The sequence below is a fragment of the Sphingomonas sp. BRN-1R genome, assembly GCF_057748035.1.
In genome coordinates this window covers 588,527-609,325 of the sequence record NZ_CM173236.1, presented here as the reverse complement: position 1 = coordinate 609,325, position 20,799 = coordinate 588,527, and the positions used below count along the sequence as shown (strand labels likewise).

Genomic DNA, 20,799 nt, shown 5'->3' with positions numbered 1-20,799 from the left:
CCCCGGCGCAGGTCCGGGCGGTCGCCTGTTCTCGGACGACGCGCCCCTCACGGAACGAGACCGGTCTGCGCCGGAGCGGTGTCAGGCGGCGCGCTTCGCCAGCGCCACTTCCGCCTCGCCGACCAGCGCGGCGATGATCTCCGCGACCGGCTCCTCTTTGGTCACCATGCCGACCGACTGGCCTGCCATCACGCTGCCATGCTCGACATCGCCGTCGATCACCGCGCGGCGGAGAGCGCCCGCCCAGTAATGCTCGATCTGCAACTGCGCCTCGGCCATCGCGACCTTGCCCTCGTCGAGCGAGGACGCGACTTCGCGCTGCTTGGCGGTGAACAGTTCGCCGCCCGCGTTCTTCAAGGCGCGCACCGGGATGACCGGCAAGCGCGGGTCGATCTGCACGCTCGCCACCGCATCGCGGGCGGACGCGCGCAGGAACGCCTTCTTGAAGTTCGGGTGCGCGATCGATTCGGTCGCGCAGACGAACCGCGTGCCGAGTTGCACGCCGGCCGCGCCCATCTCCAGATAGGCCGCGATCGCCTCGCCGCGACCGATGCCGCCCGCCACGAACACCGGCACCTTGTCGGCGACCTCGGGCAGGATCTCCTGCGCGAGCACGCTGGTCGAGACCGGGCCGATATGCCCGCCCGCTTCCATGCCCTCGACCACCAGCGCATCGACACCCGAGCGGATCAGCTTCTTGGCGAGGGAGAGCGCGGGCGCGAAGCAGATCAGCTTGGCGCCGCCCGCCTTGATCGCCTCCAGGCTGCCCGCCGGCGGCAGCCCGCCTGCGAGCACGACGTGGGTGACCTGATGGCGCGTGCAGACCGCGATCAGGTCCATCAACTGCGGGTGCATGGTGATGAGGTTCACGCCGAACGGCCGCCCTGTCAGCGCCTTGGTGCCCGCGATCTCGGCGTCGAGCAGCTCGGGCGACATCGCCCCGCATGCGATCAGCCCGAAGCCGCCCGCGTTCGACATCGCCGCGACGAGGTTGCGCTCGGACACCCACGACATTGCGCCGCACAGAATCGCGACCTCGCTGCCGAGAAATTCGGCGCCGCGCGCCATGAGGCTGGTGAGGCGCGCCGCGCCGGTGCTGCTGGTCATCGTTGCCCCTTAAAGTCTCGCGCGCGAAAAGAAAGCATGGCCGTCGCCTCGCGCATGCCTATCTTCGCATCATGCTCCGCCAGTCCCTCGCCGAAATCATCGTCTCCACGCGGGGACAGGGTCTGCACGAAGCCACCGACGCCGTAGCGGGCTGGGTGGCGGGCAGCGGCATCGCGACAGGACTGCTAACCCTGCTGCTACGCCACACCTCCGCCTCGCTGCTGGTGCAGGAGAATGCCGCTCCCGCCGCCGCGCGCGATCTGGAGCGGTATTTCGCCCGCATCGCGCCCGAGAGCGGGACTTACGAGCACGACGACGAAGGACCGGACGACATGCCCGCGCACCTGCGCGCCGCACTCACCGCGACCAGCCTGTCGATCCCGGTGATGGACGGGCGGATGATGCTCGGCACCTGGCAGGGCATCTATGTGTTCGAACACCGCCGTGCGCCCCACCGCCGCCGCATCGCGCTGCACCTGATCGGAGAGGACGGCTGATCGAACGCCGGACTTCCCGTCGCATCACGCGCACGGCATGATCGGCGCTTTCGACAGGGGGACGGACATGACCATCGGCCGCATCGCCGCAGCTTTCGCACTCGCCGCCACCGCCGGGGCAGCCACCGCCGCGCAGACGCCCGCCGCGGTCTTCACCGATCCGCCGCACGATGCCGCCGCCCCCGCGCGAATGGAGGTGCTGCACATCCCGAGCCACGGCGTCGAGATCAACGGTGTCGCCTATCTCGCCAGCGGCAAGGGGCCGCACCCGACCTTGGTGCTGCTCCACGGCCTGCCCGGTAACGAGAAGAACCTCGATCTCGCGCAGGCGGTGCGGCGCGCCGGGTGGAACGTCGTCACCTTCAACTATCGCGGGTCGTGGGGCAGCCCCGGCGACTATCGCTTCGCGCATTGTCTGGAGGATGCCGATGCGGTGCTCGATTTCGTCAGGCAGCCGGCGGTCGCCGCCAGATACGGGATCGACACCATGCGGCTGGTGCTCGGCGGGCACAGCCTCGGCGGCTGGACGACCGCGCTGGTCGCCGCGCACCGCCATGACCTGCGGGGTGCGATCCTGATCTCAGCGGCGGACATGGCCAAATCGGCGAGCCTGCCGCGCGCCGAGCGGATCGCCTTCCTCGCCGACAATCACGAGACGCTCGCCGCCACCAACGAAGCGCTCGCCGACGAGATCGCCGCCAATGCCGCCGCCTTCCGGCTCGACACCGCCGCGCCGGGGCTGGCCCGCACGCCGCTGCTGGTGATCACCTCCGACGACGGGCTCGCACCGGTCGACGATGCGCTGGTCGCGAAGGTGCGCAGCGGCGGCAACACGCGGGTCGAGACGCAGCACCGTGCCACGGATCACAGCTATTCCGACGCGCGCATCTGGCTGGAAAGCGCGGTGATCGCGTGGCTGGCGAAGCTAGGATAGTCCTGCCCCCGTTCGCCCTGAGCCCTTCGGCTGGCTGGCAAGCCAGCCGCTCAGGATAAACTTCGGCCTTACAGGCCGAAGTCGAAGGGCGTGCCACGCACGTTCCGCTTGGGCACGTGCTTCGACAAGCTCAGCACGAACGGCTGGGAGTGGTTGCACGGTGAGCGCCGGTGATCGCGCGGTTCGCGAACTTGGCGCGATCCTGATCCCCGGCGAAGGCCGGGGTCAAGTTGGAAAGATCGCCGTAACGAAGTGCGACGCCAGTTTACGCCCGCTCCGTAGCTGGACCCCGGCCTTCTCGCCGGGGATCAGTTCAGGCCGCAGCATCCTCCGCGTCGAGCCCGTAAGCGGTGTGCAGCACGCGCACAGCCAGTTCGGTCTCGTCCTCGTGGATCAGCACGCTCACCTTGATCTCGCTGGTCGAAATCGCAAGGATGTTGATGCCGCGCGCGCCCAGCGTCGTAAACATCGTGCTGGCGACGCCCGCATGGCTGCGCATGCCCACGCCCACCACCGAGATCTTCGCGACCCGCGTATCGTGGATCAGATCGCCGAAACCGATCTTCTCCTTCGCAGCGCCCAGCGCCTCGATCGCGCGGGCGAGATCGGCGGCGGGGACGGTGAAGGTCACATCGGTCGCGCTCGCGCTCGCGACCGAACGGTGCGCGATGTTCTGGATGATCATGTCGACGTTGATGTTCGACGCCGCCAGCGGCTCGAAGATCGACGCCACCGCACCGGGCTTGTCGGGCACGGAGGTGATGGTGATCTTGGCTTCGTTCTTGTCGTGCGCGATGCCGGTGATGAGCTGGCGTTCCACGTCTGTAATCTCCTCTTCCCCGACGATCATCGTGCCGGGCAGTGTATCCGCCATCGGCGCGTCCGGCCCCGTGAAAGACGAGAGCACCTGGACGCGCACCTGTTCCTTCATCGCCAGCCCCACCGAGCGCGTCTGCAACACCTTGGCGCCGACGCTGGCGAGTTCGAGCATTTCCTCATACGTCACGCGCTTCAGCTTGCGCGCGCGGGGGACGATGCGGGGGTCGGTGGTATAGACGCCGTCGACATCGGTGTAGATGTCGCAGCGATCCGCCTTCATCGCCGCCGCCATCGCCACCGCCGACGTGTCCGATCCGCCGCGCCCGAGCGTGGTGATGCGGTCGTCGTCGCTCACGCCCTGAAACCCGGGGATCACCGCGACCTCGCCGCGCGCGAGGCTGGCATCGAGCGCCTCGGTATCGATCGTGCCGATCCGCGCCGAGGCGTGCGCATCCGAGGTGTGGATGGGAAGCTGCCAGCCGAGCCAGCTCCGCGCCGGCACGCCCGCCGCCTGAAGCGCGATCGCGAGCAGCCCGCTCGTCACCTGTTCGCCGCTTGAGACGACGACGTCATATTCTTTGGGGTCGTACAGCGACGACGCCTCGCGGCAGAAGCCGACCAGCCGGTCGGTCTCGCCCGCCATCGCGGAGACGACCACCGCGACCTGGTTGCCCGCCTCAACCTCGCGTTTCACCCGTGCCGCGACGCTCCGGATGCGTTCCATGCCGGCCATCGAGGTGCCGCCGAATTTCATCACGATGCGGGCCATTGGGGTGTCGCAAAATCCTTGGGTTGGGAGGGGCGTCCTGATAGGAACCGCGCATGACGATGGCAAGCGAGACGAATTTTTTGTCGCCTAAAGTACAGCTACGGCATCATTGCGTCGCAAAGCGGGCAGGCCAAGCACGATGACGATCACGATCGACCCGCAGGAAGCGGCACATTTCGGCACACTGGCGGCGGACTGGTGGGACCCGAAGGGTTCCTCGGCGATGCTCCACCGGCTCAACCCGCCGCGGCTGCGCTACCTGCGCGAGCAGATCGACGCGCATTGGAACGGCGATGCCGCTGGTTTCAACCCGCTGGCGGGCAAGCGCGCGCTCGACGTGGGTTGCGGCGCGGGGCTGCTGTGCGAGCCGCTCGCCCGGCTCGGCGCGGCCGTGACCGGGCTCGACGCCGCGCCCGAGAATATCGGCGTCGCGCGCGCGCATGCCACGCTGTCGGGGCTGACGATCGACTATCGCGCCGGCAGCGTCGAGGATCTCGGCGACGAGCGCTTCGATCTCGTCACTTCGATGGAGGTGATCGAGCATGTCACCGATCCCGCCGCGTTCGTGGCCGGGCTCGCGGGGGCGCTGACCGAGGGCGGGCTGCTGGTGGTCTCGACACCCAACCGCACGCCTGTCTCGCGACTGGCGATGATCACGCTCGGCGAAGGCTCGGGCCGCATCCCCAAGGGCACGCACGATTGGGACAAGTTCCTGACCCCCGACGAACTGGAGGCGCTGCTGACGCGCGCGGGGATGCGCGTGATCGACCGACGCGGGCTGGGTTTTTCGCCCGCACGCGGCTTCGTGCTGTCGGACGACCTCAGCCTCGACTACTTCCTGACGGCGGTGCGAGCCTGAGGCGTCCCGTCGTACCGGCGCAAGGCTGATGCCCTGCGCTGCCCTGACGTGATGTAAGGTCCGCTTCCGCCCACTAGCAGTTGTCCGTGATTTGATCGATCATCAGCGCATGATAAAGTCGGGAATCATCGCGACGATCTTCATGTTGATCATATTGGCTGGCTGTAGAAACAGCGACAGTCTGGTCGCAAGAAAAGCGGTCAGCATTAGCATGATCGACAGAGATACTGTTACAATTGGTTTTAGCGTTAATCGTTTAGCCATCGAGAAGATGCCATCCAGCACGTCCGGCGTGTTTTTTGCAGAAATAGCCATATCACCGGATGGGCAAGTTCAGGAACAAGTTGTAGAACCAGTATACTATCGTGGACACGCTAATGTTCAGGTCGTGCGCCGTCTAAAACGACGAATTGGTTCGACTGATCGCAACAGGGTCGTTGCAGCAGTCTCTCGCCTCGTATTGCCTCCTCTAGGCAGCAAAGCAATGCCGCTAGGCTGCTCCGCTTTTGTGTTCGACGCTCCAGGGTATGGCCGTATAGATGTTAAGACGAGCAACGGCGCGATGCGTAGCTTTTTGCTCCAGTCTAGTTGTGAGTCTGATTCTGGGAGAGAGGCGCGAAAAACCCTTCAATCGATTGTTCGAATTGCGAGCAAGTCTGACTTCGGTCATTCGCCGCTCTTTATGGATTGAGAATGGTTTGCATGTCCGCTTTCCACCACCTTCAGCCACATCCCCGGCACCGCCGCCCCTACAACCCCACTCGCTTCTCCAGCCAGCGCGCCGCCGCCTCCGGCGTCGCCTTGTCGCTGTCGCGATCGACCAGATAGTTCGCCTGCCGCATCGCCGCGACCGGCACGCGCCCGATCAGCGGCCTGAGCGCCGCCTGAAAGCGGGCGTCGCGCGCATGGCGGGGCGACAGCAGCAGGATCGCGTCATAGCCGGGGATCGCGCCCTTGGGGTCGCTCAGCACCGTCAACCTGTCCGCCGCGATCCGCCCGTCCGAGGAAAAGGCCGGGATCACGTCGGCCGCGCCGCTCTCCAGCGCGCGGTACATGAAGGTCGGCTGGTACGGATGCGCCGAGGCGAATTCGAGCCCGTAAGCGCGCTTCACCGCCGCCCATTCGGGCCGGTCGAGGAACTCGATATCGGTCGCCAGCCGCAGTTTGGGCGCGATGTCCACCAGATCGGCGATCGACTTCACCCCGCGCCGCGCCGCATCATCCCCACGCATCGCAAAGGCATAGGCATTCTCGAACCCGAGCTTGCCGAGCAGCGTCAGCCCACGTGTCTTCGCCGCCCAGTCGCGCACGCCCGCCAGGATCGTCTCGCGCGGCGGCACGTCGGTGCGCTTCATCGTGTCGGCCCAGATCGTGCCGGTATAGTCGACATAGACGTCGATCGCCCCGCTCGACAGCGCGTTCAGCGCCACGCCCGAGCCGAGCCCCTCGCGATATTCCACGCGGTAGCCCGCCGCCTCGAGCCGGTGGCCGATCACGCGCGAGAGGATGTACTGCTCGGAGAAGCTCTTGGCGCCGATCACCACCCGGCCCGGCCCTCCGGTCGGCCACATCGGCGCGAGCGCGAGCGCGGCGCCCACCACCAGCACGACGAGCGCGCCCCAGGCCTGCCCGCGCTTGCGCCGGGCGATGCCGTGTTCGACCAGCCCGAGCAGCGCGTCCACCGCCAGCGCGAGCGCCGCCGCGCTGAAGCAGCCGGCCAGCACCAGCGCCCAGTTCTGCGTCTGGAGCCCGGCGAAGATCATGTCGCCAAGGCTCGGCTGGCCGACCGTGGTGGAGAGCGTCGCCGCGCCGATCGTCCATACGGCAGCGGTGCGGATGCCCGCCATCACCACCGGCGCGGCGAGCGGCGCCTCGACCAGCCGCAGCTTCTGCCACGCGGTCATGCCGACCCCGTCCGCCGCCTCGACCACCGCCGGATCGAGCCCGGTCAGCCCGGTGACGGCGTTGCGCAGGATCGGCAGCAATGCGTAGAGCGTCAGCGCCAGCAGCGACGGCACGAAGCCGAGCGCGGGGATGCCGCCCCCCACCAGCGCCGACAGCGACAGCAGCAGCGGGTAGAACAGCGCCAGCAGCGCCAGCGTCGGGATCGTCTGGATGAGGCTCGCGAACACCAGCGCCACGCGCGCCACCTGCGGCCGCCGCGCCGAGACGATCGCGAGCGGCAGGCTGACAAGGATGCCGAGCAGCAATGCGACGAAGGCGAGCAGCAGGTGTTGCGCGAGCAGCGGCGGCACGCGGTGCAGCGCGTCGAGGAAGGCGCTCATGTCCACGCGCTCCCGTTCCCCCGCGAAGGCGGGGGTCCAGAGCCGCAAGCGCGGCGCTGTGTGGCTCTGGACCCCCGCCTTCGCGGGGGAACCGTGAGGGCAGGAACGCTCACGCCCCGCCCCCGATCTCTTGCAGCCGCCGCGCCTGCTCGCGCGGCACCGCGACCAGCGCATCGGCTTCCGCACCGCCCGCGCCCGCCAGCAGCGCAGCGGGCGTGGCATCGGCGACGAGCCGCCCGCCCGCCATCACCAGCACGCGATCGGCGAGGATCAGCGCCTCGGCCATGTCGTGCGTCACCATGATCGTGGTGAGGCCAAGCCGGTCGTGCAGCGCCCGAATCGCGCGGCCGAGCTGATCGCGCGTCACCGGGTCGAGCGCGCCGAACGGCTCGTCCATCAGCATCAGTCCGGGCTCAAGCGCGAGCGCGCGCGCCACGCCGACGCGCTGGCGCTGCCCGCCCGACAGCGCATCGGGCAGACGCTGTGAAAATTCCTGCGGCAGATCGACCAGATCGAGCAGTTCGGCGATGCGGCCGTGCCGGTCCTTTTTGCCCGTGAGGCGCAGGCCGATCGCGATGTTCTCGGCGACGGTCATGTGCGGGAACAGGCCGATGTTCTGGAAGACGTAACCGATCCGGCGGCGCAGCGCGTGGGGTGCTTCCGCCGTCACCTCCGCCCCTGCGATGCGGATGCTGCCCGCGCTCGGCTCGATCAGGCGATTGACCATCTTGAGCAGCGTCGACTTGCCCGATCCCGACGCGCCGACCAGCGCGACGAAGCTGCCGCCGGCGATCTCGATCGACACGTCCTTCACCGCGACCGCGCCGCCCGGATAGTGTTTCGACACGCCGGCAAGGGCGACCGAGGGGCCGGTTTCGCGGGGGGCTGGCATGGCTGGGGTTGTGCGGGAGCGGGGCGGGTGCGTCAAACCCGAAACGGCTCCGCCAACCGTTCCCCCGCGAAGGCGGGGGTCCAGAGCCAAGCAGCGCAGCGTTTGTGGCTCTGGACCTCCGCTTTCGCGGGGGAACGGATGTTGCTCAGGGACCGACGGGCGTCCTACGGAGACGATATGCCCAAAACCATCTTCATCACCGGCGCGGCGTCGGGCATCGGCCGGGCGACCGCGCTGCTGTTCGCCGGGCGCGGCTGGCACGTCGGGCTCGCCGACATCGACGCGGCCGGGCTGGCCGCGACGCAGGCGCTGCTCCCCGCCGGCATGAGCGAGCGCTATGTGATGGACGTGCGCGACCGCGCCGCATGGGTGGCGGCGCTCGATGCGTTCACTGCCCCTGCCGGCGGCGCGCTCGACGTGCTGTTCAACAATGCCGGGATCGGCACTGGCGGCGCGCTTGCCGATACCAGTTTCGACGCGATCGACCGCACGATCGCGATCAACTTCACGGGCGTGCTCAACGGCGCGAAGCTCGGCCATGCCTATCTCGCGCGGGCGCAGGGTTGCCTGCTCAACATCGCCTCGGCCTCGGCGATCTACGGCAGTGCCGGGCTCGCGACCTATTCGGCCACCAAGTTCGCGGTGCGCGGTCTCAGCGAGGCGCTAGACGGCGAATGGGCGGGCGACGGCATCCGCGTGCGTGCGCTCGTCCCCGCCTTCATCGATACGCCGCTGCTCGACGGCGCGGTTCCGGGCGGCACGATCCGCTGGACGGTCGCGGCGGCGGGGCTGGAGGTCACGCCGGTGGCGGCGGTCGCGCAGGCGGCGTGGGACGCGGTGCACGGCACGCGGCTCCACACCTATGTCGGACGAACCGCGCACGTCATGGCGGCCGCCGCCCGCTGGATGCCCGCGCTGCTGCGAAGGCGCATGCGGCGCGGGCGGTGATGTTCCGGGTGTCCGGGCGCCCCGCAAGCGTGGCCGGATTGTCACGCATTTCGGCAAAAAGCGCGCAGCCGTGGAAACACACGGAGCCAATTGTGCAGCGCGGCGTTTCGCGGCAGTAACAAACAGGGAGTTGTCAGTGTCGAAGTTCCTCCGTCGCGGTATCGCCGCCGCCCTTCCGCTCGTCGCCGTGCTGAGCGCCGCCCCGGCCTTCGCGCAGAGCGATGCGGCAGCCGGTAACGCCGATCTCGCAGCGAAGATGAGCGGCGACAATGTCACGGTCGGCGTCGCGGGGGTTTATATCCCCGATTACGAAGGCTCGGACCATTATCGCTTCACCCCGGCGCCCGCGATCATCGGCCAGTTCAAGGGCTTCAACTTCTCGGTGATCGGCAACCGCGCCACGCTCGACCTGATCCCCAATCGCCCCGGCCAGACGATCGATCTCCAGTTCGGCCCGATCGGCGTGGTCAATTTCGATCGCGGCACGCGCAAGAACATCGACGACGTCCGCGTGCGCAACCTCGGCAAGATCGACAATGCGATCGAGCTCGGCGGCTACGTCGGCATCGGCAAGACCGGCATCATCACCAGCCCGTACGACAAGCTGTCGGTGTCGGTCAGCTACCGCCACGACGTGTCGAACGTGCATGACAGCGGCATCTGGCAGCCCTCGATCAACTATCTGACCCCGCTCAGCCGCAAGGCCGCGGTCGGCCTCACCGCCACCGCGTCGCACGTCGAGACCGGCTATGCGCGCACCTATTTCAGCATCACCCCCGGCCAGAGCGTCGCGAGCGGCCTGCCGGTGTATAATGCCCGCGCCGGCTGGAAAAACTATCAGCTCGGCGGCTATTTCACCTATGCGCTGACCGGCGACCTGCTGCACGGCGTGAAATTGATCGCAGGCGGGGCCTATTCGCGCCTGCTCGGCAGCTATTCGTACAGCCCGATCGTGCGCACCGCCGGCAACCCGAACCAGTGGCTCGGCGCGGCCGGGCTTGCGTACACCTTCTAAAGCGTCTCTACGGGGCGCATGTGTGCGTTCCGCAGCGACTCCGGCCGTTCCTGCCCTTCCCGGGCGGGGGCGGCCGTGTCGCATCGGGCTTCCGGCGGTGCGTACACCCTGGCTCAAGGTGACACGCCGGAAGGACGAGAATGACTGCCCTACACGAGGACGCCCCCGAGGCGCGCACTGACACGCGCAACGAGCGCCGCGAATTTTTCCGCACCGCGCTCGGCGCCGCCGCGATCACCGCGACCGGCGCGGCCGCCATCACGGTCAGCTCGATCGCGCGCGCCGATACCGTGACCGATTCGTCGCTCGTCAACTTCGCGCTCAATCTCGAATATCTGCTCGCGCAATTCTACGGCGTCGCCGCCAACGGCACCGGCCTCACCGCCGACCAGCTGACCGGCGCGGGCACCGCCGGCAGCGTGACCGGTGGCCGTCAGGTGAGCTTCACCGATCCCGTCGTCGCGCAGATCGCCAGCGAGTTCGCCGCGGAAGCCGCAGCCCGCGTCGCCTTCCTGCGGACCACCGCCGGTGCCGACGTGATCGCGCAGCCCAAGATCGACCTCGACGTGACCGCGACGAGCGCGTTCAGCACCGCGATGCGCGCCGCCGGCCTCGTCGCCTCGGGCGTTGGCTTCGACGTTTATGCGAACGACAGCAACTTCCTGCTCGCCGCGTTCCTGCTCGAAGACGTGGTGGCGACCAGCTACAAGACGCTCGTCACCAGCGTTACCGATGCGACCAACCGCGATTCGATCGTCGGGCTGCTCGGTGCGACCGCCTATCACGCAGGCACCGTGCGCACCCTGCTCTACGCCAAGGGCGCGGCGAGCGGATCGACGCTGCGCGCCAACGCCGATGCGATCTCGAACGCGCGTGACGGGCTCGACGGCGGCACCAGCGACGACGACCAGGGCATTTCGCCGACCACGGATGCGAACAGCAACCTGGTCTCGAACATCACCCCGGCCGGCGACGACGGCATTATATATGGTCGCGCGTCCACGGCGGTGCTCAACATCGTCTATCTCAACAGCCTGTCGCTCTCGCTCGGGGGCTTCTTCCCCGCCGGCGTGAACGGCACGACCGTCACCAGCGGCGCGAACTGATCGCCCGAGTGACCCAGACTTCCCGCCCGGAGAGCTTCCCCGTGACCGATACCGACACGATTTCGATCGAAAGCGATCGCCGCACCCTCGCCCGCCGCCAGTTCCTCCGCTCGACCGGGCGCGTCGGGATCGCCGCCGGCGGCCTCGCGCTGCTCAGCGCGTGCGGCGGCAGCGACGATACCACCGACACGGCGACGCCCACGCCGACGTCGAGCAGCACGAGCGCCATCATCGACGCCGACGCGCTCAACCTGATGCTCAACCTCCAGTATCTTCAGGGGCAGTTCTTCCGCTTCGCGACGACGGGTGCGAACATCTCGGCGATCGCGGACACCTCCACCAGTTCCACGACGAGCACCAGCGGGCAGTTTCCGGGCGGCGGCGCGGCGCTGCTGACCGGCACCGGCACGCAAGGGTCGGTGACGGGCGGGCGCGCGGTGAGCTTCGCGAGCGCGACGGTGGCGCAATATGCGCGCGAGATCGCGGCGGACGATCTCGCCCATCTGCGCTTCCTGCGCTCGGCGCTCGGCAGCTCGGCGGTGGCGATGCCGTCGCTCAACATCGACGGCGGCACGAGCGGCGCGTTCACCAAGATTGCCCAGCTCGGCGGCTATGCGGCGACCGGCGTCACCTTCGATCCGTATGCGAGCGACCTCAACTTCCTGCTCGCCGCTTTCGTGCTGAAGGATCTGGCGGTCACGGCATACAAGGGCGCCTGCACGCTGCTGACCAGCACGCTCTATCTCGATGCGCTGGCGGGCATCCTCGCCACGCAGGCCTATCACGCCGCACTGATCCGCACGACGCTCTACACGATGGGCCAGGGTGCCGCCGCGCTCCAGTTCAGCAACGCACGCGACAGCCTCGACGGATCGGCCGACATCGACCAAGGCATCACCGGTACGTCGACCACCGCCAACATCGCGCCGGTCGACGCCCAAGGCCGCGTTTACACGCGCACCGCCGGGCAGATGCTCAACGTGCTGTACCTCAACAGCGCCGCGGTTTCCTCGGGCGGGTTCTTCCCGAACGGCACCAACGGCGACATCAAGACCAGCGCGGCCAGCAACGCCTGACCGTATATCGGCCGCGCGGGGTGCCTCCCGCGCGGCCAAGCTATAGTACCACCCGACCGTTACGCGCGTGTCCCTGCCGCGACCGCGCGCTCCCCTGCGGCTTGCCGTTCATACACCGCGATTTACGGGCCGGGGTGGTCGCCTCCCAGTCGATGACGCCGACCCGCGCGCGCCGCTGCGGCTGTCAGTCTGATCGCGCGTCCGGCGGGGCTGGACGGCGGCGCGGCGGCGCTCTATCGTCATGACATTCCCCGGGGAGCCACAAGGCTGAGAGGGACGGTGAAACTCCGTCCGACCCGTCGAACCTGATCCGGCCCCGACAAGGGCTTACCGGCGTAGGGAGGGTGAGTCCGCAGCCAGTCGCCAAGACCGGTGAGGCCCAAGCCCGGCCTGCCCGAGCTTGGAGACTGAACGATGGCCGACCTGCCCACGCGTACCGAAATCGGCGTCACCACCGGAGCGATCCGGGGGTCGCGCAAGATCCATGTGCCCTCCCCCAACATCCCCGGCGCGGGTGTGGCGATGCGCGAGATCCACCTCGAACCGGGCTCGGGCGAACCGCCGCTGCGCGTGTACGACACCTCCGGCCCGTACACCGATCCGCAGGCGCTGATCGATATCAACACCGGTCTCGCCGAACTGCGGCGAAGCTGGATCGAAGGGCGCGGTGACGTCGAACGCTATGCCGCGCGCGCGGTGCGGCCCGAGGACAACGGCCTGTCCGGCCCCGACCGCTCCGCCGGCGTGCCGCAATATCCAAACGTCGTGACGCAACCGCTGCGGGCGAAGCCGGGCATGAACGTCAGCCAGATGCACTATGCGCGGCGCGGCATCGTCACGCCCGAGATGGAATATGTCGCGATCCGCGAGAACCTCGGCCGTGCGGAAGCGAAGGAGAAGCTGCTGCGCGACGGGCAGGATTGGGGCGCGTCGATCCCCGACTACGTCACCCCCGAATTCGTCCGCGACGAGGTCGCGCGCGGGCGGGCGATCATCCCGTCGAACATCAACCACCCCGAGAGCGAGCCGATGGCGATCGGGCGCAACTTCCTCGTCAAGATCAACGCCAATATCGGCAACAGCGCGGTCGCCTCGAACGTGGCGAGCGAGGTCGACAAGATGGTCTGGTCGATCCGCTGGGGCGCGGACACGGTGATGGACCTTTCGACCGGTCGCAACATCCACGACACGCGCGAATGGATCCTCCGCAACGCGCCCGTGCCGATCGGCACCGTGCCAATCTATCAGGCGCTGGAGAAGGTCGGCGGCGTGGCCGAAGACCTGACGTGGGAGGTGTTCCGCGACACGTTGATCGAACAGGCCGAACAGGGCGTCGATTACTTCACCATCCACGCCGGCGTGCGCCTGCCCTACATCCCAATGACGGCGAAGCGCGTCACCGGCATCGTCTCGCGCGGCGGCTCGATCATGGCGAAATGGTGCCTGGCGCACCACAAGGAGAGCTTCCTCTACGAACGCTTCGACGAGATCACCGAGATCATGAAAGCGTATGACATCGCCTATTCGCTCGGTGACGGTCTGCGCCCGGGCTCGAACGCCGACGCCAACGACGAGGCGCAGTTCGCGGAGCTTTATACCTTGGGCGAGCTCACCAAGCGGGCGTGGGCTGAGGACGTGCAGGTGATGATCGAAGGCCCCGGCCATGTGCCGATGCACAAGATCAAGCAGAACATGGACAAGCAGCTCGAGGCGTGCGGCGAGGCGCCGTTCTACACGCTCGGGCCGCTCGTGACCGATATCGCGCCCGGCTACGACCACATCACCAGCGGTATCGGCGCGGCGATGATCGGGTGGTTCGGCACGGCGATGCTCTGCTACGTCACGCCCAAGGAGCATCTGGGACTGCCCGATCGCGACGACGTCAAGGTCGGCGTGGTGACGTACAAGCTGGCGGCGCATGCGGCCGATCTTGCCAAAGGCCACCCCGCCGCGCGGCTGCGCGACGATGCGCTGTCCCGCGCGCGCTTCGACTTCCGCTGGCGCGACCAGTTCAACCTGTCGCTCGATCCCGACACGGCCGAACAGTATCACGACCAGACGCTGCCGGCGGAGGGTGCGAAGACCGCGCATTTCTGTTCAATGTGCGGCCCGAAATTCTGCTCGATGAAGATCACTCAAGAAGTGAGGGAGTTCGCGGCCAAGCAGAATGCCCCGGTCGAGAGCTTCGTCGCGGCCGAGGATGCCGAGGCGGGCATGGCGGAGATGAGCAAGGTGTTCCGCGATACCGGCGGCGAATTGTACATGGGTGCGGGCGGGCGCGAGCACGACTGACGCTAGAGGTGCCGCAGCGGGTCCATCGCCTTGTGCAGAACGCGCACGATCAGGACCCGCTCGGCATCGACGCGGTAGTAGAGCCGGTGTTCGCCGGTGGGTACGCTGCGTAAGCCGGCGGCGAGGTCTGATCGCTGCGTGCCGCTTTCAGGGAATGCCAGGATACGCCGGAACGTCTGTTCCAGCGTGTCGATGTAGCGCGCGGCGCGCTGCGGACCGTATTGCTCCACGCTGTAGTCGCGAATGTCGGCAAGATCGGCCTGCGCGCGCCGGCCGAGTTCAAGCCGCATCCGCCTCGCCCGACCGCGCGCGCAATCCGGCTCGCAACTCATCGAGATATGCGAAGGGATCACGCTCGCTCACGCCCGATGCGAGCCCTTCGTCGATCGCGGCGCGCAGGCGATGGAGTTGCTCCACCGCCTCCCGATCGCGCCGCACGAGATCGCGGACGTAATCGCTGGTGCTGCTGTAATCGCCCTCGGCGACACGGTGCTCCGCCCAGCTCTTGAGCTTGTCGGGAATCGAGATGTTCATCTGCGCCATAGGCGCGCTTATACGATTCCGCGCTAACTTTGCCAACCGGTGCGCGTCAGGCGCCCCGCGTCAGGCGACTGCCGCCTTCCACGCCGCCGTCAGCGCCGCCGCCCGCTCGCCGACCTGTGCGGCGCTGTCGCCGGGCTTGAACAGCGCGCCGCCCACGCCGATGCCCTCGCAGCCGCACGCCAGCCAGTCCTTGAACGTCTCGGCATTGGTGCCGCCGACCGCCCAGACCTTGACGTCGCGCGGCAGCACGTCGCGCACCGCCTTGAGGTAGGACGGACCGAGGCTCGCGCCGGGGAACAGCTTCAGCCGGCGCGCGCCCGCCGCGATCGCCTGGAACGCCTCGGTCGGCGTCATGAAACCGGGCAGCGCCTCCAGCCCAAGCGCGACGCCGCGCGCGATCACCGCAGGGTTGGTGTTGGGCGTCACCAGCAGCCGCCCGCCCGCGCCGGCGAGCGCCTCGACCGCCTCGACGGTCAGCACGGTGCCGCCGCCGATCAGCGCACGGTCAGCGAACTTTTCGGTGATCGCGGCGATGCTCACCAGCGGGTCGGGCGAGTTGAACGGCACTTCGAGGATGCGCACACCGTTGTCGATCAGCGCGGCGGCGACATCGAGCGCCTCGTCGGGGCGGAGCCCGCGCAGGATCGCGGTGACCGGGGGCACGCCTTCGGCCAGCAGTTCGTCGAGCGTCATGGGGAAACCTCCTAAAGTAAACCGGCGAGCACGCAGGCATCGCCGTCGAGCCGCTGCACCGCCACATCGGCGCGCGCGAAAGCCTTTGCGTAGCGTTCCGCGAGTTGCGGATCGCCGATGATCGTCACGCCGGTGGCGTCCGCCAACGTGGCGCGCATCTCGGCGATCTCGCCGCCGATGACGAGGCCGGACAGATAGCCGAGCGCCCAATCGGGTGTCTTACCGGCACGCAATTGCATCGCGCGCGCACCGAACAGATTGCTCAGCACGCCACGTTCGGCGCGATCGAGACCGGCAGCAAAGCCTTCCGCCTCCACGCCCGGATCGCCGGCCGCGAGCCCGCGTGCGAGCGTCGAATGCTGGCGCAGCAGCGCGAACATCTCGCCCGTCAGGATTGTCCGGAAGCCGGTGATCGCACCGTCCTCGATCACCGCCCATTTGCTGTGCGTGCCGGGCAGGATGACGATGTGCCGCGCCCGCGCCAGCTCCGGCACCAGTGCCAGCGCGCCGTAGAGTTGCGTCTCCTCGCCGCGCATCACGTCGGGCACGCCCTCGCCATCGACGCAGGCAAGCCCGGCCATGATCTCGACGGGCACGTCATCGAGCGTGAGCCGGGTCGCCGCCGCCAGCCATGCCTCGCGCGTGGCCGGGCAATCGGCATAGGGTGCCTCGCGCCAGCCGTCGCGCGCGCCGACCATGCCGCACAGCCGGATCGACGCCGGCGCGCCGTCCGATGCCCAGCCGGCGAGGCCCCCGCGCAGCACCGCCTCGGGCACGATGCCCGGCGTACCGATGCCGTCACCATAGGCGCGGTCGACCACCGCGCCATCTTCCACCCGGAACAGGCGCAGCCGCGTCGTGCCCCAGTCGCCGAGAACGCTGTACCCGCTCACGCCGGCAAACGCATCTCGGGCAACGCGACCCCCGGAGCGGGCGCGTCGAACGCGAACAGCCCGCCCGCGAGCGGCTGCCCGTTGAGGTCCGCCTCCGACAGACCGGCACGCGCGGTCGTGACGTAGCCGGTGCGCAGGTCCGGCCCGCCGAACGCCACCTTGGTGACGTTGGCGCACGGCAGCGCGACCACCGCGAGCAACGTGCCGTCGGGCGCATAGCGGCGCGCCTGCCAGCCGCCCCACAGGCCGACCCACAGGCAGCCTTCCGAATCGAGCGTCACGCCGTCGGGCGAACCGTCCTTCTCGGCGATGGTGACGAACACCTCGCCGTGCGCGAGGCTGGGGCCGCCGGAGATGTCGCAGCGGTAGATCGTGCGGCCGAGCGTATCGACATGGTAGATCGTGCCGCCATCGGCCGAGATCGCCGGCCCGTTGGTGATGACGCAGTCGCCCCCGACCGGGCGCAGATCGACCGCGTCGAACAGGTGGATCGCGCCGGTGACGGCTTCCTCCTCATTGTCCATCGTGCCGAACCACAGCCGGCCGGACGCATCCACCGTCGCATCGTTGGTGCGGTTGTGCGCGGGCATGTCGATCTTCGCTACCGGCCCGGTGAGCTTGCCGTCTTCGAGGAGATACAGGCCGTCGAGCGACCCGACCAGCAGACGGTCGCCCTCCGCCGGCACGAGGAAGCTCGGCATGCCGCCGACCTCGAACGACTGTCGATCGTCGCTCGCCGGATCATAGCGGTGGACCTTGCCGCTTTTGATATCGACGAACCACAGCGCGTTCTCGCGCCCGATCCACGCCGGCCCTTCGCCAAGCGTCGCCTTCACGTCCCAGACGAGGCGCGATTCGATCGCGGCGCTCATTTCGCGTCTTCCACCGCCACGCGGCATCCCCACAGCGCGTAGAGCAGGGTGACGACCTCACACGCGGCGGTCAGCATGAACGACGCCTGCAAGCCGAACTTGTCGGCGAGGATGCCCTGCACGAACACCAAGGCGCCGCCGGCGATCGCCATGATCATCAGCCCCGAGCCTTCCTCGGTCAGCGGGCCGAGTCCGCGGATCGCGAGCGTGAAGATCGTCGGGAACATGATCGAGTGGAACAGCCCGACCGAGATCAGCGCCCACATCGCGACATGGCCGGTGGTGGTCAGCACCGCGATCATCACCAGCAGCGCGAGGCCGGCGAACACCGCCAGCACGTCCTCGGCGCGGAACTTCTGCATGATCGCGGAGCCGGCGAAGCGGCCGACCATCATGCCGCCCCACAGCAGGGTCAGATACTGGCCGGCCTGCTCGTGCGTCAGGTCCGCGATCGTGGGCTGGCTGACGAAGTTGACGAACAGGTTTGCCACGCCGATCTCGGCAAGAAGATAGGCGATCATCGTCGGGATGCCGAACACCAGCGCGCGGTGCGACCACAGCGACAGGTGCTTGCGCTCCTCCTTGGCAACGCGCGTGGTGGCGTTCTGGCCGATCGCGGGCAGCGGGAAGCGTGCGATCACCACCGCGAGCACCACCAGCACGACCGCGACGAGCAGATAGGGCAGCAGCACCGAATGCGCGTCGGCCAGCCGCTCCGCCGGGGTCAGCACATGGCCCGCCTTGGCGGTGCCGCTGACCGATCGACCGAGGATGAGATACGCGCCGAACGCCGGGGCAAGCATCGTGCCCGCCGAGTTCATCGCCTGCACCAGATTGAGCCGCGACGACGCGGTCTCGGGCGAGCCGATCACCGCGACATACGGGTTGGCCGCGACCTGGAGCAAGGTGATGCCGCTGGCGATCACGAACAGCATGACGAGGGTGACGCCGTAGGACGGGATCGACGCGGCGAGGATCATGCCCAGCGCGCCCAGCGCCATCACCGCGAGACCGACGACGAGCGATTTCTGATAGCCGATCCGCTCGATCAGCTTGGCCGAGGGGATCGACATGATTCCATAGGCGATGAACCACACCGATTCTATCAAGGTGGTCTGGAGATAGCTCAGGTCGAACACGGCGCGCAGATGCGGCAGCAGCGTGTTGTTGATGACGGTGATGAAGCCCCACATGAAGAACAACGTGGCGAGCAACGTCAGCGCCGGGCCGTAGGACCGCGTGCTACCCGAGGCACCGGCCGGAGCCGCACCTCCCGAATTCATGATTGGACCTGCCACACACCCTCACGTGCTGATTGATTCTGCAATTGTATGAGTATATCCCGCGCTGACAGCCGTCAATGCGATCGGCGCCAACGCCCACGGGAAACGTCTATGAGCCACACGCCCCCCAAACTCCGCAGCCGCGCCTGGTTCGACAACCCGGACAACATCGACATGACCGCGCTGTATCTCGAGCGGTATCTGAACTTCGGGCTGAGTCTGGAGGAGCTGCAATCGGGCAAGCCGATCATCGGTATCGCGCAGACCGGCTCGGACCTGTCCCCGTGCAACCGCCACCACCTCGTCCTTGCCGAGCGCGTGCGCGAGGGCATCCGCGAGATGGGCGGCATCGCCATCGAATTCCCGGTCCATCCGATCCAAGAGACCGGCAAGCGCCCGACCGCCGGGCTCGATCGCAACCTGTCATATCTCGGGCTGGTCGAACTGCTGTACGGCTATCCGCTCGACGGCGTGGTGCTGACGGTCGGTTGCGACAAGACCACCCCGGCCTGCCTGATGGCGGCGGCGACGGTGAACATCCCGGCGATCGCGCTGTCGGTCGGGCCGATGCTCAACGGCTGGCACAAGGGCGAGCGCACCGGCTCGGGCACGATCGTATGGAAGGCGCGCCAGATGCTCGCCGCCGGCGAGATCGACGCGGGCGAGTTCATCAAGCTCGTCGCTTCGTCCGCGCCGTCGACCGGCTATTGCAACACGATGGGCACGGCGACGACGATGAACTCGCTCACCGAGGCGCTCGGCATGTCGCTGCCCGGCTCGGCGGCGATCCCCGCGCCGTACCGCGACCGTCAGGAAGTCGCCTATCACACCGGCAAGCGCATCGTGGAAATGGTGGCGGAGGATCTCAAGCCGTCCGACATCCTGACGCGCGAGTCGTTCGAAAATGCGATCGTGGTCAATTCCGCGATCGGCGGCTCGACCAACGCGCCGATCCACCTCGCCGCGCTGGCTCGCCACGTCGGCGTCGACCTGCCGATCCAGACCTGGCAGGAGAAGGGGCACAAGGTGCCGCTGCTGGTCAACCTTCAGCCGGCCGGCGAGTATCTCGGCGAGGATTATTACCATGCCGGCGGCGTCCCCGCCGTCACCGCGCAGCTCATCAAGCAAGGGCTGATCCACGAGGGCGCAAAGACCGTCAACGGCAAGACGATCGGCGACAATTGCCGCGACGCGAAAATCGAGGACGAGCGGGTGATCCGTCCGTTCGAGACGCCGCTGGTCGAGGAAGCGGGCTTCATCGTGCTGACCGGCAACCTGTTCAACTCGGCGATCATGAAGACCAGCGTGATCTCGCCCGAGTTCCGCGCGCGCTATCTGTCGAACCCACAAGATCCCGAGGCGTTCGAAGGCCCGGCCGTGGTGTTCGACGGGCCGGAGGACTACCACCACCGTATCGACGATCCCGCCACCGGCATCACGCCCGAGACGTTGCTGTTCATGCGCGGCGCCGGCCCGATCGGCTATCCCGGCGCGGCCGAGGTGGTCAACATGCGGCCGCCGGCCTATCTCATCACCGAGGGTGTGCACGCGCTGCCGTGCATCGGCGACGGTCGCCAGTCGGGGACGAGCGGCTCGCCTTCGATCCTCAACGCCTCGCCCGAAGCGGCGGCGATGGGCGGCCTCGCGCTGATCCGCACCGGCGATCGCGTCCGCATCGATCTCGGCAAGGGCACCGCCGATATCCTGATTTCCGATGAGGAACTCGAACAGCGCCGCGCCGCGCTGACGGCGGAGGGCGGCTACAAGTTCCCCGCTTCGCAGACGCCGTGGCAGGAGATCCAGCGCTCGGTGGTCGGCCAGATGGAGACCGGCGCGATCCTCGAAGGGGCCGAAAAGTATCAGCGCATCGCGCAATCTATGGGGCTGCCGCGCGACAATCATTGATGACGTCACCC

General features: G+C 68.0%; 20 protein-coding genes and 1 riboswitch. Of the genes, 10 read left to right on the top strand and 10 right to left on the bottom strand.

Annotation, left to right across the window (positions count from 1 at the left end; translation table 11 throughout):
- Positions 1–81: 81 nt before the first annotated feature.
- Positions 82–1,068 carry an NAD(P)H-dependent flavin oxidoreductase gene (locus AC3ANX_RS02820; RefSeq protein ID WP_488336871.1) on the bottom strand — a complete coding sequence of 329 codons (987 nt, stop codon included), beginning with the start codon at positions 1,066–1,068 and terminating at the stop codon, positions 82–84.
- A 110-nt stretch (positions 1,069–1,178) separates the two neighbouring features.
- On the opposite strand from AC3ANX_RS02820, the gene AC3ANX_RS02815 reads away from it, so the two are divergent.
- Positions 1,179–1,604: a secondary thiamine-phosphate synthase enzyme YjbQ gene (locus AC3ANX_RS02815; protein ID WP_488335518.1), complete on the top strand. Its 426-nt coding sequence runs from the start codon at positions 1,179–1,181 to the stop codon at positions 1,602–1,604.
- Positions 1,605–1,671: 67 nt separating this feature from the next.
- A complete protein-coding gene (locus tag AC3ANX_RS02810; protein ID WP_488335517.1) occupies positions 1,672–2,538 on the top strand; it encodes an alpha/beta hydrolase family protein in 867 nt (288 codons plus the stop codon).
- A 313-nt stretch (positions 2,539–2,851) separates the two neighbouring features.
- Here the strand turns inward: AC3ANX_RS02810 and AC3ANX_RS02805 are convergent, their stop codons facing one another.
- Positions 2,852–4,126 carry an aspartate kinase gene (locus tag AC3ANX_RS02805; RefSeq protein ID WP_488335516.1) on the bottom strand — a complete coding sequence of 425 codons (1,275 nt, stop codon included), beginning with the start codon at positions 4,124–4,126 and terminating at the stop codon, positions 2,852–2,854.
- 139 nt (positions 4,127–4,265) lie between these two features.
- On the opposite strand from AC3ANX_RS02805, the gene ubiG reads away from it, so the two are divergent.
- Positions 4,266–4,985: a bifunctional 2-polyprenyl-6-hydroxyphenol methylase/3-demethylubiquinol 3-O-methyltransferase UbiG gene (gene ubiG, locus AC3ANX_RS02800; RefSeq protein WP_488335515.1), complete on the top strand. Its 720-nt coding sequence runs from the start codon at positions 4,266–4,268 to the stop codon at positions 4,983–4,985.
- A 91-nt stretch (positions 4,986–5,076) separates the two neighbouring features.
- Complete coding sequence (locus AC3ANX_RS02795; RefSeq protein ID WP_488335514.1) at positions 5,077–5,676, top strand: hypothetical protein; 600 nt, start codon at positions 5,077–5,079, stop codon at positions 5,674–5,676.
- 58 nt (positions 5,677–5,734) lie between these two features.
- On the opposite strand, the gene AC3ANX_RS02790 is transcribed toward AC3ANX_RS02795, so the two are convergent.
- Together AC3ANX_RS02790 and AC3ANX_RS02785 are read right to left on the bottom strand one after the other, a co-directional pair.
- Entirely contained in the window at positions 5,735–7,270 is a 1,536-nt protein-coding gene (locus AC3ANX_RS02790) for an ABC transporter permease/substrate-binding protein (protein ID WP_488335513.1), read from the bottom strand.
- A 109-nt stretch (positions 7,271–7,379) separates the two neighbouring features.
- Entirely contained in the window at positions 7,380–8,162 is a 783-nt protein-coding gene (locus AC3ANX_RS02785) for an ATP-binding cassette domain-containing protein (protein WP_488335512.1), read from the bottom strand.
- Between the two features lie 177 nt (positions 8,163–8,339).
- Between AC3ANX_RS02785 and AC3ANX_RS02780 the strand changes: the two genes are divergently transcribed.
- The 5 genes from AC3ANX_RS02780 (at position 8,340) to thiC (ending at position 14,599) form a co-directional block, all read left to right on the top strand.
- A complete protein-coding gene (locus tag AC3ANX_RS02780; protein WP_488335511.1) occupies positions 8,340–9,110 on the top strand; it encodes an SDR family oxidoreductase in 771 nt (256 codons plus the stop codon).
- A gap of 136 nt (positions 9,111–9,246) precedes the next feature.
- Complete coding sequence (locus tag AC3ANX_RS02775; protein WP_488335510.1) at positions 9,247–10,125, top strand: MipA/OmpV family protein; 879 nt, start codon at positions 9,247–9,249, stop codon at positions 10,123–10,125.
- A 140-nt stretch (positions 10,126–10,265) separates the two neighbouring features.
- The gene (locus tag AC3ANX_RS02770) at positions 10,266–11,231 is read left to right on the top strand and encodes a ferritin-like domain-containing protein (RefSeq protein WP_488335509.1); all 966 of its coding nucleotides are present in this window, start codon (positions 10,266–10,268) and stop codon (positions 11,229–11,231) included.
- A 41-nt stretch (positions 11,232–11,272) separates the two neighbouring features.
- Positions 11,273–12,307: a ferritin-like domain-containing protein gene (locus AC3ANX_RS02765; protein ID WP_488336870.1), complete on the top strand. Its 1,035-nt coding sequence runs from the start codon at positions 11,273–11,275 to the stop codon at positions 12,305–12,307.
- Positions 12,308–12,549: 242 nt separating this feature from the next.
- Positions 12,550–12,666, top strand: a riboswitch (TPP riboswitch).
- 55 nt (positions 12,667–12,721) lie between these two features.
- The gene (gene thiC, locus AC3ANX_RS02760) at positions 12,722–14,599 is read left to right on the top strand and encodes a phosphomethylpyrimidine synthase ThiC (protein WP_488335508.1); all 1,878 of its coding nucleotides are present in this window, start codon (positions 12,722–12,724) and stop codon (positions 14,597–14,599) included.
- Positions 14,600–14,601: 2 nt separating this feature from the next.
- Here thiC and AC3ANX_RS02755 read toward each other — a convergent pair whose 3' ends face one another.
- The 6 genes from AC3ANX_RS02755 to AC3ANX_RS02730 are packed head-to-tail and all read right to left on the bottom strand — an operon-like array spanning position 14,602 to position 18,883.
- Positions 14,602–14,889: a type II toxin-antitoxin system RelE/ParE family toxin gene (locus AC3ANX_RS02755; protein WP_488335507.1), complete on the bottom strand. Its 288-nt coding sequence runs from the start codon at positions 14,887–14,889 to the stop codon at positions 14,602–14,604.
- Positions 14,879–15,142, bottom strand: a complete 264-nt coding sequence (locus AC3ANX_RS02750) for a type II toxin-antitoxin system ParD family antitoxin (protein WP_488335506.1) — start codon at positions 15,140–15,142, stop codon at positions 14,879–14,881. Before AC3ANX_RS02750 ends, AC3ANX_RS02755 begins: the two co-directional genes overlap by 11 nt.
- Before the next feature lie 60 nt (positions 15,143–15,202).
- Complete coding sequence (locus AC3ANX_RS02745; RefSeq protein ID WP_488335505.1) at positions 15,203–15,835, bottom strand: 2-dehydro-3-deoxy-6-phosphogalactonate aldolase; 633 nt, start codon at positions 15,833–15,835, stop codon at positions 15,203–15,205.
- Between the two features lie 11 nt (positions 15,836–15,846).
- Positions 15,847–16,728: a 2-dehydro-3-deoxygalactonokinase gene (locus AC3ANX_RS02740; protein ID WP_488335504.1), complete on the bottom strand. Its 882-nt coding sequence runs from the start codon at positions 16,726–16,728 to the stop codon at positions 15,847–15,849.
- Positions 16,725–17,600 carry an SMP-30/gluconolactonase/LRE family protein gene (locus AC3ANX_RS02735; RefSeq protein ID WP_488335503.1) on the bottom strand — a complete coding sequence of 292 codons (876 nt, stop codon included), beginning with the start codon at positions 17,598–17,600 and terminating at the stop codon, positions 16,725–16,727. Before AC3ANX_RS02735 ends, AC3ANX_RS02740 begins: the two co-directional genes overlap by 4 nt.
- Positions 17,597–18,883: a sugar MFS transporter gene (locus tag AC3ANX_RS02730; protein WP_488335502.1), complete on the bottom strand. Its 1,287-nt coding sequence runs from the start codon at positions 18,881–18,883 to the stop codon at positions 17,597–17,599. Before AC3ANX_RS02730 ends, AC3ANX_RS02735 begins: the two co-directional genes overlap by 4 nt.
- 111 nt (positions 18,884–18,994) lie before the next feature.
- Here AC3ANX_RS02730 and AC3ANX_RS02725 point away from each other — a divergent pair, with 111 nt between their 5' ends.
- Positions 18,995–20,788, top strand: a complete 1,794-nt coding sequence (locus tag AC3ANX_RS02725; protein ID WP_488335501.1) for an IlvD/Edd family dehydratase — start codon at positions 18,995–18,997, stop codon at positions 20,786–20,788.
- Positions 20,789–20,799: the final 11 nt, after the last annotated feature.